The sequence below is a fragment of the Streptomyces sp. NPDC087263 genome, assembly GCF_044744645.1.
In the GTDB taxonomy this organism is placed as follows: Bacteria; Actinomycetota; Actinomycetes; order Streptomycetales; family Streptomycetaceae; genus Streptomyces.
This window is the reverse complement of the sequence record NZ_JBIUYT010000001.1, coordinates 196,629-212,290: the sequence shown is the minus strand read 5'-3', so window position 1 is coordinate 212,290 and position 15,662 is coordinate 196,629. Positions and strand designations below refer to the sequence as shown.

Here is a 15,662-nt window from a genome sequence, read left to right as displayed (position 1 = left end):
TGTCCACCCAGTGAGGTGGACACCCCCTCACGCACGCCCTGAAACCGAGCGTGGCGGCAGTCGCGTCGTGGCAGTGGGCAGGCGTGCCCGCCAGGCGGCACCCCGTGAGCGCCGAGCTGCGTGACCCGCCCCCGCCCGGCCTCGGCACAGACACCATGAGCGGCCCCCGCCCCCGCCTCGGCACAGACACACGTGCGGCCCCCGCCCCAGGTCAGGGCAAGGGCCGCACACCGTGCACGGTAGGTCAGCCGTTCTGCCCCGAAGGGCGCCGCAGCAAGGTCTCCCGCCGGGCCGCGAGGCGGGCGCTCAGGGCCGCCCCGCGGGCCGACGCCGCCCAGGCCACCCGGATGGCCGAGCGAGGGGCGAGGAGTGCGCGGAGACGGGCAGGACGGCTCGCCGAGGTGCGGAAGGCGTCCGCGATCTGACGGGCGTCCTCGGCGAGGCCCGCCGTCGGAAGGGGACGCGGGGCATAGAGCACCTGCTCCACGGCCGCCGCAAGCCGGTGCACCGCGTACGCCGCCGGCGGTTCGAGGAGCCCGAGACGGACGATCCGCGCGGCGGCCTTGCGAGGCGTCTGCGAGTCGTCCGGCTCGATCCCGTAGTCCCACGCCGTGTCGGTCACTTCCAGCCAGGCACCCAGCGTGTACACCGCCACATCCGCCTCGGTGCGTCCATGCCCACCGAGCCGCGCATCCCGTATCCGGATGCGCCACAGCATCGGCAGCAAGGGCACTCCCAGCACGAGGAGCCCGGCCAGGGCCAGCGCCAGGATCTGGAACCACGGCATGCCGCCGTCATCGGAGCCCACCGCCGCCGGCGCGGATTGGCTCGGGCACGCCTCGAGCTTCCTCTCCTGTGCGGAGCAGCTTTCGGCGGCCGACGCCGAGGCGGCGGGCGCCGAGGACGCCGCAGTCGTCGGCTGCGGCGCGGCCGGCACATCGGTGCCGGACGTCTCCGGCTGGGTGTACTCCGGTACCGAGCCGCGGTTCGGAGTCGGCTCGAAACGCGTCCAGCCCACCCCTTCGAAATACAGCTCGGGCCAGGCGTGCGCGTCCCGCAGTCCCACCGTCATCGAACCGTCGGGCTGCGCGGAACCGGGCGTGAAGCCCACCGCGACGCGAGCCGGTATCCCCAGCGTGCGGGCCATCGCGGCCATCGCGAAGGAGAAGTGGACGCAGAAGCCCTCCTTGTCCTTCAGGAAGCGGGCGATCGCGGCGGAACCGCTGCCGACCTGTACTTCGGTGTCGTACGTGAACCCGCCGCTCACGGCGAAGTAGTCCTGGAGCTTGACCGCCTGCTCGTAGTGGTTGGCCGAGCCCGCGGTGACCTCCTCCGCGGTTTCGCGGACCACGGAAGGCAGCGAGTCCGGTACCTCGGTGAACTCGCGCTTCAGTGCCGGATCCGGCTCGGGCGCGTTCGCCAGCTGTTCCGCGGTCGGCTGCACGAGCAGGCTCGTGACCTCGTACTGCACGCCTCGCGTGTTCTGGCCGTGGTCCCCGACGAGCGTGCGCCCCACCGGCTCGTACCGCCAACTGCCCCGGATATCCACCTGGCTGGCCGGATAGGGCATCGGGAGCCAGTCCTGGGCGTACCAGTCGGCCGCCGAGACACGGGTCTGGATCGAGCTCCGCTGGACCTCGCTCCCGAGGCCGATCGGCGCCGGGAAGGTGTCCGGCACATCGACGATGTGCCGCTGGGCCGGCTTCCAGGCCGTCCCGTCGAAGTCGTCCAGGGAAACGATCCGCAGATACATGTCCTTGGTGTCGTCGGAGTTGGTGCGGTACGACATGACCTCGCGGTCCTCGTCCACGTTCAGACTGTCGCGGAGCGAGACCAGCGGGTTCACCGCGGAGATCGTGCCGCCGCCACCGGAGCCCGAGCCGACGCCCGCTCCGGCAGCGTCCAGCAGGCCGCCGTCGAGCGAGGGCAGGGCGAGCGGCACCACCAGGGCGATGCCCAGGGCGACCGCACCGATACGCCGCCCGGTGCGGACGGGCGCGACGGCACCGTCCGAGGACTCGGGGCCCGGGGTGCGGGACGCTCCGCCGAAGACACGGCCCCACTGCGAGAGCCGGTCACGGCCCTCGGCCAGCAGCAGCATCAGATAGCCGACGGCCGCGAGCAGGAACCACAGCCACGCGGCACCGCCGCCGGACAGCCCCGCGGCGACCGAGTACAGCGCGAGCAGCGGGAGGCCGGCGGGAGCCGCACTGCGGAACGTGACCGCGAGCGCGTCCACCGCCAGCCCGATCACCAGGACACCGCCGACCAGCATCAGCCGGATGCCGTCGGACAGCGGCGCCGGGATCGCGAACCGCCCGACATCGTCCGCGCCCGCCTGCAACAGCACCCCGAACCGGTTGAAGGCCTCGGGCCCCGGGACGATCCCGAGGAAGGCCTGCTGCCGGGCGAACACCAGCGTCAGCAACAGCAGCGTCACCACCGCCTGCACCGTCACGGTCAGCGGCCTGGCCAGCGGAACCCGCCGGGTCAGCGCGCCCACACCGGACTGCACGGCCAGCAGGAACGCCGCCTGGAAGAGCCAGGTCGCCGGATCGACCAGCGGCAGCAGAGCACACGCGGCCATGAGAGTGGCCGCCGCCGCACACAGCGCCAGACGCGCACGCCCGCTCACGCAGCACCACCCCCTGTCGTACTTCCCGTCGACGCGACGCCCGTGCGCTGCCGGTCCGCCTCACGCCACAGGTCGGCGATCCCCGCCCCCCGCGGCACCCTCACAGCCGTCCAGCCCGCCTCGCGCAGCATGCGCAGTTGTTCCTCGCTCTTGTTCAACGGCCCGGGGACATCGGTCGGTTCCCGCATCCAGGCCTCGCTGTCCAGCAGAAAAGCGACGGCCCCGCCGCTGCGCTGGCGCATCTTGGCGAGCACCGTGGCCTGTTCCTCGTCCAGATCGCCGAGGAAGGCGATCAGCAGCCCTTCGTTCCCGCCGCGCAGCACGTCGTACGCACGGGACAGACCCGTGCCGTCCGAGTGGTCGACGACGGCGAGCGTGTCCATCATCATCCCGGCCGCGTCCGCCGACTCCTGGCTGGCGCCCGCGAACCCGTCGGCGCCCTCACTGGGCACCGAATTGCCGGTGTCGGTCAACAGCCGTACCGAAAAACCCCGTTCGAGCATGTGCACCAGCGTCGACGCCGAGCCCGAGACCGCCCACTCGAAGGCCGAGTCAGGGCCGGCGCCTTCGTAGGCGATACCCCGGGTGTCGAGCAGCACCGTGCAGCGGGAACGCTGCGGCTGCTCCTCGCGGCGGACCATCAACTCGCCGTAGCGGGCGGTCAGGCGCCAGTGCACCCGGCGCAGATCGTCGCCGTAGCGGTAGCCGCGCGGGATGATGTCGTCCTCGCCCGCCAGTGCCAGCGAACGCTGCCGCCCGTCGCCGTACCCCTTCGCCTCGCCGGTCAGCCGCACCGGCGGCAGCGGCTCCACGCGCGGGATGACGGTCAGGGTGTCGTACGTCGAGAAGGAACGCGTCAGTTCGCACATCCCGAAGGGGTCGGTCAGCCGCAGCTGAAGCGGGCCCAGTGGATAGCGGCCGCGCAGGTCGGAGCGGACCCGGTAGGACACCTCGCGGCGGCCGCCCGCCTCCACCCGGTCCAGGACGAACCGGGGCCGCGGACCGAGCACGTACGGCACCCGGTCCTGGAGCATCAGCAGACCGGTGGGCAGCCGCGAGACGTTGTCCATCCGCAGATGGACCCGGGCCTCGGAACCGGCGGGCACGCGCGCGGGGGCGAGTCTGCGGCTGCCCGAGACCCGGTAGCGGGTGCGGTACAGCACGGTCGCGCACACCAGCGGCAGAACCGACAGGAGCAGGCCGACCCGGAGTAGATCGCTCTGCCCCAGGACGTAGGCGCAGATCGCGGCCGCGATTCCGGCGGCCAGGAAGGAGCGCCCCCGCGTGGTGAGCCCGGCGAGCGCTGTGCGCAGCCCGCCCTTGTCCTCCTCTGCGGCGTACCCCGTCCCTCCTTGCGTCATCCAAGCCTCCGTGGCGGCTGCTTGCCGTAGGCGGTCGTGCCGTGGCCCACCGTGAATCCGGCCTGCTGCTGGGGGGCGGCCGGAACGACGGTGCGCTGCAGGATCTCCTGGACGACCTGCTCGGCCGTACGCCGGTTCAACTGTGCCTGTGCCGTGGGCAGCAGACGATGGGCCAGGACCGCCACGGCGAGTGCCTGGATGTCGTCCGGCAGCGCGTAGTCCCGGCCGCTCAGTGCGGCGGACGCCTTCGCCGCGCGCAGCAGATGCAAGGTGGCGCGCGGCGAGGCGCCGAGTCTGAGGTCGGGGTGCGTACGGGTGGCCCCGACCAGCTCCACCGCGTACCGCCGCACGGCGTCGGCGACGTGGACCGTGCGGACCGCGTCGATCAGCTTCACGATCTCGTGCGCGTGCGCCACCGGCTGGAGATCGTCCAGCGGGCTCGCCCCGCCGTGGATGTCCAGCATCTGCAACTCGGCCTCCGCGCTGGGATAGCCGATGGAGACACGGGCCATGAAACGGTCGCGCTGGGCCTCCGGCAGCGGGTAGGTGCCCTCCATCTCGACGGGGTTCTGCGTGGCCACCACCATGAAGGGGGCGGGCAGTTCGTACGTCGTTCCGTCGATGGTGACCTGGCGCTCCTCCATCGACTCCAGGAGCGCGGACTGCGTCTTGGGGGAGGCGCGGTTGATCTCGTCGCCGATCACGATCTGCGCGAAGATCGCGCCCGGCTTGAACTCGAAGTCCCGGCGCTGCTGGTCCCAGATGGAGACACCCGTGATGTCCGAGGGCAGCAGGTCGGGCGTGAACTGGATACGCCGCACCGAGCAGTCGATGGACCGCGCCAGCGCCTTGGCGAGCATGGTCTTGCCGACGCCCGGAACATCCTCGATCAGAAGATGGCCCTCGGCGAGCAGCACGGTCAGCGAAAGCCGTACGACCTCAGGCTTGCCTTCGATCACTCCTTCCACCGAACTGCGGACACGCTCCACAGTGGCGGTCAGATCTGTAAGGCTCGCTCGATCGTCATAGGTCGTCACCCGGCCCTCCTCGGCCCTTTCGTGGGCCGACGCCCTGTGCGGACCGGCCCACTTCGAAACACGGACACCACGCGGGAACAGTTCCGCGTGACGCCACACCCGCATTCTTGTTGCCGTTACCGGTTCGTGTCATCCGCCTGTGGATAACTGGCCGCTATATGCCTGCCTTGCGGTCTTTTGGGCATCGAGTGCTCATGACTTTTTGGTGAAGAGAGGGTCCCACAAGGGTTTCGATCGCCGTCGTGGGGCCCCGGTGGAGGCGTCAGGCGGGGTCGATCTCGCGCAGCAGACCCGTCGTGACGTCGAAGACGAAGCCGCGCACGTCGTCGGCGTGCAGCAGGAACGGAGAGGTGCGCACCCGCTGCATCGACTGCCGTACGTCCTGTTCGACGTCCCGGAAGGCCTCGACCGCCCAGGCGGGGCGCTGGCCGACCTCCATCTCCAGGTCGTGCCGGAAGTCCTCGGTGAGCGACTCCAGACCGCAGCCGGTGTGGTGGATGAGGACGACGCTGCGGGTGCCGAGCGCCCGCTGGCTGATCGTGAGGGAGCGGATCACGTCGTCGGTGACGACTCCGCCCGCGTTGCGGATGGTGTGGCAGTCGCCCAGCTCCAGACCGAGCGCGGCGTGCAGGTCGAGCCGTGCGTCCATGCACGCGACCACCGCGACGTGCAGGACGGGACGGGCGTCCATCCCGGGATCGGTGAAGGCGGCGGCGTACCGCTCGTTCGCGTCGACGAGGCGGTCGGTCACGGTCGTGCCGTCACCGGCTATGGCGCCTTCGGGCTCGGTGGGAACGGATGCGGAGGTCGTCATACCTATGACGGTACTGGGCACATATGAAGCGGTCCTGCCGGGAGAAGGGACAAAGAACGTCATCGTGGCTTGTTGTGAGGTAACCCACACGGGCTGTGTCGGCTCACCCGGACGGGTTGTTCTTTCCGATGTACGGCTTCATCGGGAGCGGGACTCACGACGCGCATGCCGGTTGATTGACCGCGTGACACCGTGGACTAAAGTGACGCGAAGCGGGAGGCGAGGCTCTCCCTGCTGGACTGTTTTCCCGGAGGCCCGGCGATTTTCCGGCGTCTCCCCACGTGCGCGGTGCGTACGTACGGCTCGGCCTCCTCCCGCTCCCGGTCGGCTGACGCCACTCTCCCGGCGCCGGCGGGCCTCCCCTTCTCGAGCGGGCGGGGACCCGGCGGTGCGTACGGTCGCGTGGATCTGAGAGGGCCCCTTGAGCGAGAGTCGACACGTCCCGGTGATGCTCCAGCGGTGCCTGGACATGTTGGCCCCGGCCCTCGCCGGGCCCGGAGCCGTCGTCGTCGACTGCACGCTGGGCCTCGGCGGACACAGCGAGGCGCTCCTCACACAGTTCCCCGAAGCCCGGCTCGTGGCCCTGGACCGCGACAAGGAGGCGCTGCGCCTCTCCGGAGGGCGGCTCGCCCCCTTCGGTGACCGCGCGACCCTCGTGCACGCCGTCTACGACGAACTCCCCGATGTACTCGACCGCCTGGGCTTCCCGCGCGTCCAGGGCATCCTGTTCGACCTCGGCGTCTCCTCCATGCAACTCGACGAGGCGGACCGCGGCTTCGCGTACGCGCAGGATGCTCCGCTCGACATGCGCATGGATCAGACGACCGGCATGAGCGCGGCCGAGGTGCTCAACACCTACCCGCCGGGCGAACTGGTGCGGATCCTGCGGGCGTACGGCGAGGAGAAGCAGGCCAAGCGGATCGTGTCGGCGGTCGTCCGGGAACGCGCGAAGGATCCCTTCAGCAACAGCGCGCGGCTCGTCGAACTGATCCGCGACTCGCTTCCCCAGGCCGCCAAGCGCACCGGCGGCAACCCCGCCAAGCGAACCTTCCAGGCGCTGCGCATCGAGGTCAACGGTGAACTCAGTGTCCTGGAAAGGGCGATCCCCGCGGCCGTGAAGACGCTCGCGGTCGGCGGCCGGATCGCCGTCCTGTCGTACCACTCGCTGGAAGACCGGCTGGTCAAGCAGGTGTTCGCGGCCGGCGCCGCCAACACGGCGCCGCCCGGCCTGCCGGTCGTGCCCGAGCGCTACCAGCCCCGGCTCAAGCTGCTCACCCGCGGTGCCGAACTTCCCACCGAGGAAGAGGTCGCCGAAAACCGGCGAGCGGCTCCCGCGCGGCTGCGGGGGGCACAGCGGATCCGCGAGGAAGCCGAGTGAGGCGCGCGGAGAGGGAGGACGAGTGAGTCGGAAACCCGAACTCGCGGGGTCGTGGGAGTGGGATGTCCCGACTCGCGGTCCGTGTCCCGGTGCGTCATCCCCACTCACGCGAGTGAGTGGGTTGGGGATCCGGACGCCCGGCCGGCGCCCGGGTTGGGCATCCGAACCCACGGAGCGGAGTGAGTTGGGGATTCCGACTCGCGCGAGGGCGTGGGCCGGAGTTTCGAACTCGCGGAGCGACCGTGACGTGGAGAACCGAATCCGCAGGGAGGGTGTGTGAGTAGGAAACCCGAACTGAGAGGACGAGCGGCTCGGCTCGCCCGGCTCCTCCCGGCCGGTGCCGGGACGGCCGCCCGTACCCCCTTCGTCCTGCTGGTCGTCCTGCTGCTCGGCGGCGGTCTCATCGGCCTCCTCGTGCTGAACTCCGCGCTCAGCGCGGGTTCGTTCCAGCTCGACGACCTTCAGAAGGACACCAAGAGCCTCACCGACGAGGAGCAGGCGCTCCAGCGGGACGTGGACGCCTACGCCGCCCCCGACGCCCTCCAGCGCCGCGCCCGCGAACTGGGCATGGTCCCCGGCGGCGACCCGGCGTTCCTCAACCCGGACGGCACCGTCAAGGGCGTCCCCGGAGCGGCCGAGCAGTCCTCGGTACGCAACCCGGCGGTGCGTCCGCCGGAGGTTCTCGCCCCCGCACCGAGCCCGAGCCCGACGCCGACTCCGACAGTGCCCCCGACTCCGACCGTGCTCCCCACCCTGACGCCGTCCACGGTTCCCGCCTCCGCGCAGCCGTCGGCGGCCATCCCGTCCGCGCAGCCCCCCACAACACCCGGCAGGTGACGGAAGTGTCCGACAGGGAACCGCCGCGCCGCCGAGTGCCCGGCCCCGCCAGGCCCGTACGGCCCGAAGGCCGACAGCGTCCGGGACCCGGCGCCCGCCCCGCACGCCGCCCGGGCGCGGCGAGGCCCGCCGGCCCCCGTGTCATTCGGCTCGGCAGCCCGCGCCCGCGGCTCCGCATGGTCAGCCTCGCGCTGACGCTGGTGATGATCGCCTTCGTCGTACGGCTGCTCCAGGTGCAGGCCGTCGACGCGAGCACGTATGTCGCCAAGGCCGAGCAGAACCGGTACGTCGGGCGCACGCTCGCCGCCGAGCGCGGTGGGATCACGGACCGCAACGGTGTCGAGCTGGCGACCAGCGTGGACGCGTACGACATCACGGCCGACCCCACGCTGTTCACCGAGGAGGCCACGAAGACGACGGACGCGCCCGAGCAGGCCGCCGCACTGCTCGCCCCGATCCTCGGCCAGGACGTGGAGACGGTCACCAGGAAGCTGAAGACGAAGAACACCCGCTACACCCTGCTCGCGAACCGCCAGACCCCGCAGGTCTGGACGCAGATCAAGGACCTGAGGAACACGCTCGCGGCCAAGGCCGAGACCGACAAGAGCACGGTCAACGTCCTCGGGGGCATCGTCGCGGTCCCCGCCAGCAAGCGCGTGTACCCGAACGGGGATCTCGCCGCCGGGATACTGGGCTGGGTCAACGCCGACGGCAAGGGCGGCGGCGGGCTCGAACAGGAGCTGAACAAGGAGCTGGCGGGCAAGGACGGGAAGATCCGCTACGCCCAGTCCGGCGGCCTCCAGGTCCCCACCGCGGGTTCCACCGAGACGCCCGCCGTAGCCGGCTCCGACTTCGAGCTGACCATCGACCGTGACATCCAGTGGGCCGCGCAGAACGCCATCACCGAGCAGGTGAAGGAGTCCAAGGCGGACAGCGGGTACGTGATAGTGCAGGACACGCAGACCGGCGAGGTCCTCGCCATGGCCAACTCGCCCGGCTTCGACCCGAACGACCTCTCCCAGGCCGACCCGGCGGCGCTGGGCAACGGGGCCGTCCAGGACGCGTACGAGCCCGGTTCCACCGCCAAGGTCATGTCGATGGCCGCCGTGCTGGAGGAGAAGGTGGCCACACCCGAGACGCATGTGGTCGTGCCCAACCGGCTACAGCGCGGCGACCGGCTCTTCCAGGACGACATCGACCACCCGACCTGGAACCTGACGCTCAACGGCGTCCTCGCCAAGTCCAGCAACATCGGGACCATCCTGGCGGCCGGTGAGCTCGGCAAGACGCAGCAGGAGGCCAACCAGGTCCTCTACTCGTATCTGCGCAAGTTCGGCATCGGCAGCTACACCGGACTGGGTTTCCCCGGCGAGACGAAGGGCATCCTCGCGGCCCCCGAGGACTGGTCGACCTCGCAGCAGTACACGATTCCTTTCGGCCAGGGCGTGTCGCTCACCGCGTTGCAGGCGGCGTCCGTCTACTCGACGATCGCCAACGGCGGCGTACGCGTCGAACCGACGCTGGTGCGCGGTACGAAGGGGGCCGACGGCCGCTTCACACCCGCCCCCGAGCCCAAGAAGAGCAGGGTCGTCAGCGAGAAGACGGCGAAGACCCTCGCCCAGATGCTGGAGTCCGTCGTGGACGACGAGCAGGGCACCGGCGCCAAGGCGCGCATTCCCGGCTACCGGGTGGCGGGCAAGACGGGCACGGCCAACCGCGTGGATCCGGCCACCGGCAGATACAACGGCTACACCTCGTCGTTCGCCGGGTTCGCGCCCGCCGACAACCCGCGTATCACGGTGTACTGCGCGATCCAGAACGCCACCAAGGGCAGCTACTTCGGCGGCCAGATCTGCGGGCCCATCTACAAGGAGGTGATGGAGTTCGCCCTGAAGACGCTTCAGGTACCGCCCACCGGGGCCAAGGCCGCGAATCTCCCCGTGACCTTCACGCCCTGATCAGCACGGAAACAGCCAGGAACCGCTCGTGACAACGATCACCCCCGATCCCGGGAACCACGCCGTGCCGCACACCCCGCCGCCCGGCCCGTCCACGCCCTCACTTCGCTCCGGCGGGGGTGCGCCCGGTACGCTCACCGCCGTGCCAGACGCTGATCAGTCCCAAACCACCCAGAAGGGCGTCCCTGTGACATATCCGGGGCCGCCGCGACCGGTGCAGATCTCCGCCACACCCCTGGAGGAACTCGCCGATCAGCTGGGTGCCAAGCAGCCACAGAGCGCCGCCGTGCAGGTCACGGGCATCACCCACGACTCCCGCGCCGTGCGGCCCGGCGACCTGTACGCCGCACTGCCGGGCGCCCGCCTGCACGGCGCCGACTTCGTGACGCAGGCAGCCGCCCTCGGCGCCGTCGCCGTGCTGACCGATCCGACGGGCGCCGAACGTGCCGCGGCCACCGGCCTGCCGACCCTCGTCGTCGACAACCCGCGCGGGCAGATGGGCGAGCTGGCGGCCACCATCTACGGTCACCCCGGGCCCGACCTGCTCCAGATCGGCATTACCGGCACCTCCGGCAAGACCACCACGGCGTATCTCGTCGAAGGCGGTCTGAGGACGGTCCACAGCACCGGTCTGATCGGCACCGTCGAGATGCGGATCGGCGACGAGCGCATCAAGTCGGAGCGCACGACGCCCGAAGCCACCGACCTCCAGGCGCTGTTCGCGGTGATGCGGGAACGCGGGGTCGAGGCGGTCGCCATGGAGATCTCCAGCCACGCGCTGGTCCTGGGCCGGGTCGACGCCTGCATCTTCGACATCGCCGTCTTCAACAACCTCAGCCGGGAACACATGGAGTTCCACTCCGGCATGGAGGACTACTTCCAGGCCAAGGCCCAGTTGTTCACGCCGAAACGCAGCAGACTCGGCGTGGTCAATCTCGACGACGAGTACGGGCGCAGGCTGGCCAAGGAGGCCACCGTCCCGGTTGTCACCTTCTCCTCCGAGGGCCACCCCGACGCCGACTGGCGCGCCCAGTCCGTCGAAGTCGGCCCCATGGACTCGACGTTCATCGCGGTCGGCCCCAAGGGCGAGCGGATCAACGCCAGGTCGCCGCTCGCGGGCACCTTCAACGTGGCGAACACGCTCGCCGCGCTCGTCTCCCTCGCCGCGGCCGGGCTCGACCCGCAGACCGCCGCCGACGGCATCGCGGCCGTGCCGGGCGTTCCGGGCCGCCTGGAGCGGGTGGACGCGGGCCAGTCCTATCTGGCGGTGGTCGACTACGCGCACAAGACGGATGCCGTCGAATCGGTCCTGCGCGCGCTGCGCAAGGTGACGACCGGTCAACTGCACGTGGTGCTCGGCTGTGGCGGTGACCGGGACAAGACCAAGCGCAAGCCCATGGGTGCCGCCGTCGCCCGGTTCGCCGACACCGCCGTACTGACCTCCGACAACCCCCGCTCCGAGGACCCCCTCGCGATCCTCGCCACGATGCTCGCGGGGGCCGCCGAGGTGCCGGCGCACGAGCGCGGCGAGGTCCAGGTCTTCGAGGACCGGGCTGCGGCCATCGCGGCCGCCGTCGCCCGCGCACAGCCGGGCGACACCGTGCTGGTCGCGGGAAAGGGCCACGAGCAGGGCCAGGACATCGCCGGGGTGGTGCGTCCCTTCGACGACCGCCAGGTGCTTCGCGAAGCTATCCAGAAGACCCAGGGATGAACTTGTGATCGCCCTCTCTCTCGCCGAGATCGCAGCAGTCGTCGGCGGGCAGACGTACGACATACCGGATCCGGCGGTACAGGTCACCGGACCCGTCGTCATCGACTCCCGCCAGGTGAAGGACGGCAGCCTGTTCGCCGCCTTCGTGGGCGAACGCGTGGACGGCCACGACTTCGCCCAGGCGGTCGTCGACGCGGGCGCGGTGGCCGTGCTGGCCTCCCGGCCCGTCGGTGTCCCCGCGATCGTCGTGGCGGACGTACAGACGGCCCTCGGGGCCCTCGCGCGCCATGTCGTCGAACGGCTCGGCGCGACCCTCGTGGCGCTGACCGGTTCGGCGGGCAAGACCAGCACCAAGGACCTCATCGCGCAGGTACTGCGCAGCAAGGCGCCGACGGTCTTCACGCCGGGCTCGTTCAACAACGAGATCGGGCTGCCGCTCACCGCGCTCAGCGCCACCGAGGAGACCAGGTTCCTGGTCCTGGAGATGGGCGCCCGTGGCATCGGCCACATCCGGTACCTCGCGAACCTCACCCCGCCGAGGATCGGCCTCGTCCTCAACGTCGGCACCGCCCACATCGGCGAGTTCGGCGGCCGTGAGCAGATCGCGCAGGCGAAGGGCGAGTTGGTCGAGGGCCTTCCCGAGGACGGCGCGGCCATCCTCAACGCCGACGATCCCCTCGTACGGGCCATGGCATCCCGTACGAAGGCACGCGTGATCCTCTTCGGAGAGTCCGACGAAGCGGACGTACGCGCCGAGAACGTCCGTCTCACGGAGAGCGGACAGCCTTCCTTCAGCCTTCGCACACCCTCCGGGTGCAGTGACGTGACCATGCGCCTGTACGGTGAGCATCACGTGTCGAACGCGCTCGCCGCGGCCGCCGTCGCCCATGAGCTGGGCTTGTCCGCAGACGAGATCGCAGGTGCGCTCTCAGAGGCGGGCTCCCTCTCCCGCTGGCGGATGGAGGTCACCGAGCGCCCGGACGGCGTGACGGTCGTCAACGATGCCTACAACGCGAACCCCGAGTCCATGCGAGCCGCCCTGCGCGCGCTCGTGGCCATGGGCAAAGGGCGTCGTACGTGGGCGGTGCTCGGTCAGATGGCCGAGCTCGGGGACGAGGCGCTCGCCGAGCACGACGCGATCGGGCGGCTCGCCGTCCGACTCAACGTCAGCAAGCTCGTCGCGGTCGGGGGCAGGGAAGCGTCCTGGCTCCAACTGGGCGCATATAACGAGGGTTCGTGGGGTGAGGAGTCGGTGCACGTGTCCGACGCACAGGCGGCTGTCGACCTGTTGCGCAGTGAACTGCGCCCGGGGGACGTCGTGCTTGTGAAGGCGTCCCGGTCGGTCGGGCTCGAACGGGTGGCGCTCGCGCTGCTCGACAGCGGCGTTGAGGGCGAGGTTGCCGTCTGATGATGAATCAGATTCTGTTCTCGGGCGTCATCGGTCTCTTCCTGACGCTGATCGGCACACCGTTGCTGATCAAGCTGCTGGCCAGGAAGGGCTACGGCCAGTACATCCGCGACGACGGCCCGCGCGAGCACCACGCCAAGCGCGGTACCCCGACCATGGGTGGTATCGCCTTCATCCTGGCGACGATCATCGCGTACTTCCTGAGCAAGGTGATCACCGGCAAGCCGCCGACCTTCTCCGGACTGCTGGTGCTCGGCCTGATGGCGGGCATGGGCCTGGTCGGCTTCCTGGACGACTACATCAAGATCGTCAAGCGGCGTTCGCTCGGTCTGCGGGCCAAGGCGAAGATGGCCGGACAGCTGACCGTCGGTATCGCCTTCGCGGTCCTGGCCCTTCAGTTCGCCGACAACCGCGGCAACACCCCGGCCTCCACGAAGCTCTCCTTCGTCCAGGACTTCGGCTGGTCCATCGGGCCGGTGCTGTTCGTGGTCTGGGCGCTGTTCATGATCCTGGCCATGTCGAACGGCGTGAACCTGACGGACGGTCTGGACGGCCTCGCCACCGGCGCCGCGACGATGGTGTTCGGTGCCTACACCTTCATCGGTGTCTGGCAGTTCCAGGAGTCCTGCGCCAACGCCCAGACCCTCACCAACCCGGCCGCCTGCTACGAGGTACGGGATCCACTGGACCTCGCGGTCGTCGCCTCCGCCCTCATGGGCGCCTGCTTCGGCTTCCTGTGGTGGAACACCTCGCCGGCCAAGATCTTCATGGGTGACACCGGCTCGCTGGCCCTCGGCGGCGCGCTCGCCGGCCTCGCGATCTGCTCCCGCACGGAGATTCTGGTCGCCCTGCTCGGCGGCCTCTTCGTCCTCATCACCATGTCGGTGGTCATCCAGGTCGGCTCCTTCAAGATGACCGGCAAACGCGTCTTCCGCATGGCGCCACTCCAGCACCACTTCGAACTAAAGGGGTGGTCCGAAGTCCTTGTCGTGGTCCGCTTCTGGATCATCCAGGGCATGTGCGTGATCGTCGGTCTCGGCCTCTTCTACGCAGGATGGGCAGCCAAGAAGTGACCAACTGGCAGGGCAGGAACGTCACCGTCGCGGGGCTCGGCGTCTCCGGGATCCCGGCGGCCCGTGTGCTGCACGGTCTCGGCGCGGTCGTCACGGTCGTCAACGACGGCGACGACGAGCGCTCCCGGGACCAGGCCGCGGACCTGGAGGCGCTCGGCATCACCGTGCGCCTCGGTGACGGCGCCACCCTGCCTCAGGGCACCGACCTCATCGTCACCGCGCCCGGCTGGAAGCCGGACAAGCCGCTGTTCGCCGCGGCCGCCGAGGCCGGCGTCCCGGTCTGGGGCGACGTGGAGCTGGCCTGGCGGCTCAGGGGCCCGGATGCGGCGCCCTGGCTCGCCGTCACCGGCACCAACGGCAAGACCACCACCGTCCAGATGCTCGCCTCGATCCTGAAGGCGGCAGGACTGCGTACGGCGGCCGTCGGCAACATCGGGGTCTCGCTCCTGGACGCGGTCCTCGGCGAGGAGACGTACGACGTCCTCGCCGTGGAGCTGTCGAGCTACCAGCTGCACTGGGCGCCCTCCCTGCGCGCCCACTCCGCCGCCGTACTGAACCTGGCGCCCGACCACCTCGACTGGCACGGCTCCATGGAGGCGTACGCCGCCGACAAGGGCCGTATCTACGAAGGCAATCGAGTCGCCTGCGTCTACAACGTGGCCGACAAGGCCACCGAGGAACTGGTACGCGAGGCGGACGTCGAGGAGGGCTGCCGGGCGATCGGGTTCACTCTCGCCGCGCCCGGGCCCTCCCAACTCGGCGTCGTGGACGGCATCCTGGTCGACCGTGCCTTTGTCGACAACCGGCAGAAGAACGCCCAGGAGCTCGCGGAGGTGTCGGACGTCAATCCGCCCGCCCCGCACAACATCGCCAACGCGCTCGCGGCGGCGGCCCTGGCACGCGCCTTCGGGGTGCCCCCCACGGCCGTACGGGACGGTCTGCGGGCCTTCCGGCCGGACGCCCACCGCATCGCGCACGTCGCCGACGTGGACGGGGTCGCCTACATCGACGACTCCAAGGCCACCAACACCCATGCGGCGGAAGCCTCCTTGGCCGCCTACGAGTCGATCGTGTGGATCGCGGGCGGGCTCGCCAAGGGCGCGACCTTCGACGAACTGGTCGCCAAGTCGGCAAAGCGACTGCGGGGTGCCGTGCTGATCGGCGCCGACCGCGCCCTCATCCGGGAAGCGCTCGCGCGACACGCGCCGGAAGTACCAGTGGTCGACCTCGACCGGACCGACACTGGGGCGATGCTCGCGGCGGTTCAGGAGGCGCGGGGGCTCGCTCAGGCGGGCGACACGGTGCTGCTGGCGCCTGCTTGCGCCTCCATGGATATGTTCGCCAACTACAACAAGCGCGGTGACGCTTTCGCGGAAGCGGTTCGCGAACTCGGCGCCGTCGGCGCCTGACGGCGGGTCCGAAGCCGCCGGCCCGGGCGCCCGGGACCCTT

11 protein-coding genes are annotated in these 15,662 nt (G+C 70.4%); 7 read left to right on the top strand and 4 right to left on the bottom strand.

The features are described from left to right. Nucleotides 1-244 precede the first annotated feature (244 nt). The 4 genes from ACIPC1_RS00955 to ACIPC1_RS00940 all read right to left on the bottom strand — a co-directional run bounded on the left by ACIPC1_RS00955 (nucleotide 245) and on the right by ACIPC1_RS00940 (nucleotide 5,847). Nucleotides 245-2,635 (bottom strand): DUF3488 and DUF4129 domain-containing transglutaminase family protein, encoded by a 2,391-nt coding sequence (locus tag ACIPC1_RS00955; RefSeq protein WP_402512177.1) that lies wholly within the window; start codon nucleotides 2,633-2,635, stop codon nucleotides 245-247. Further along, nucleotides 2,632-3,996, bottom strand: a complete 1,365-nt coding sequence (locus ACIPC1_RS00950) for a DUF58 domain-containing protein (protein WP_402512176.1) — start codon at nucleotides 3,994-3,996, stop codon at nucleotides 2,632-2,634. The genes ACIPC1_RS00955 and ACIPC1_RS00950 overlap by 4 nt, the downstream gene beginning before the upstream one ends. Further along, complete coding sequence (locus ACIPC1_RS00945) at nucleotides 3,993-5,033, bottom strand: AAA family ATPase (protein WP_402512174.1); 1,041 nt, start codon at nucleotides 5,031-5,033, stop codon at nucleotides 3,993-3,995. The genes ACIPC1_RS00950 and ACIPC1_RS00945 overlap by 4 nt, the downstream gene beginning before the upstream one ends. Before the next feature lie 262 nt (nucleotides 5,034-5,295). Beyond that, nucleotides 5,296-5,847, bottom strand: a complete 552-nt coding sequence (locus ACIPC1_RS00940; protein WP_384386761.1) for a beta-class carbonic anhydrase — start codon at nucleotides 5,845-5,847, stop codon at nucleotides 5,296-5,298. Nucleotides 5,848-6,268: 421 nt separating this feature from the next. Between ACIPC1_RS00940 and rsmH the strand changes: the two genes are divergently transcribed. The 7 genes from rsmH (at nucleotide 6,269) to murD (ending at nucleotide 15,621) form a co-directional block, all read left to right on the top strand. Beyond that, nucleotides 6,269-7,225 carry a 16S rRNA (cytosine(1402)-N(4))-methyltransferase RsmH gene (rsmH, locus tag ACIPC1_RS00935; RefSeq protein ID WP_402512172.1) on the top strand — a complete coding sequence of 319 codons (957 nt, stop codon included), beginning with the start codon at nucleotides 6,269-6,271 and terminating at the stop codon, nucleotides 7,223-7,225. 276 nt (nucleotides 7,226-7,501) lie between these two features. Then, nucleotides 7,502-8,062: a septum formation initiator family protein gene (locus ACIPC1_RS00930; RefSeq protein WP_402512170.1), complete on the top strand. Its 561-nt coding sequence runs from the start codon at nucleotides 7,502-7,504 to the stop codon at nucleotides 8,060-8,062. A 5-nt stretch (nucleotides 8,063-8,067) separates the two neighbouring features. Continuing rightward, complete coding sequence (locus ACIPC1_RS00925; RefSeq protein WP_402512168.1) at nucleotides 8,068-10,020, top strand: peptidoglycan D,D-transpeptidase FtsI family protein; 1,953 nt, start codon at nucleotides 8,068-8,070, stop codon at nucleotides 10,018-10,020. Between the two features lie 187 nt (nucleotides 10,021-10,207). After that, the gene (locus tag ACIPC1_RS00920) at nucleotides 10,208-11,731 is read left to right on the top strand and encodes a UDP-N-acetylmuramoyl-L-alanyl-D-glutamate--2,6-diaminopimelate ligase (protein WP_402513339.1); all 1,524 of its coding nucleotides are present in this window, start codon (nucleotides 10,208-10,210) and stop codon (nucleotides 11,729-11,731) included. Between the two features lie 4 nt (nucleotides 11,732-11,735). Further along, complete coding sequence (gene murF / locus ACIPC1_RS00915) at nucleotides 11,736-13,139, top strand: UDP-N-acetylmuramoyl-tripeptide--D-alanyl-D-alanine ligase (RefSeq protein WP_402512167.1); 1,404 nt, start codon at nucleotides 11,736-11,738, stop codon at nucleotides 13,137-13,139. Then, nucleotides 13,139-14,212, top strand: coding sequence for a phospho-N-acetylmuramoyl-pentapeptide-transferase (gene mraY / locus ACIPC1_RS00910; RefSeq protein ID WP_384386776.1), 1,074 nt, complete (start codon nucleotides 13,139-13,141; stop codon nucleotides 14,210-14,212). Before murF ends, mraY begins: the two co-directional genes overlap by 1 nt. After that, nucleotides 14,194-15,621 carry a UDP-N-acetylmuramoyl-L-alanine--D-glutamate ligase gene (gene murD, locus ACIPC1_RS00905; RefSeq protein WP_402512166.1) on the top strand — a complete coding sequence of 476 codons (1,428 nt, stop codon included), beginning with the start codon at nucleotides 14,194-14,196 and terminating at the stop codon, nucleotides 15,619-15,621. Before mraY ends, murD begins: the two co-directional genes overlap by 19 nt. Nucleotides 15,622-15,662: the final 41 nt, after the last annotated feature.

Coding starts and splice junctions, on each gene's coding strand:
- ACIPC1_RS00950 (WP_402512176.1), bottom strand. CDS start 3,996: ATGACGCAAGGAGGGACGGGGTACGCCGCAGAGGAGGACAAGGGCGGG.
- ACIPC1_RS00940 (WP_384386761.1), bottom strand. CDS start 5,847: ATGACGACCTCCGCATCCGTTCCCACCGAGCCCGAAGGCGCCATAGCC.
- mraY (WP_384386776.1), top strand. CDS start 13,139: ATGATGAATCAGATTCTGTTCTCGGGCGTCATCGGTCTCTTCCTGACG.
- murD (WP_402512166.1), top strand. CDS start 14,194: ATGGGCAGCCAAGAAGTGACCAACTGGCAGGGCAGGAACGTCACCGTC.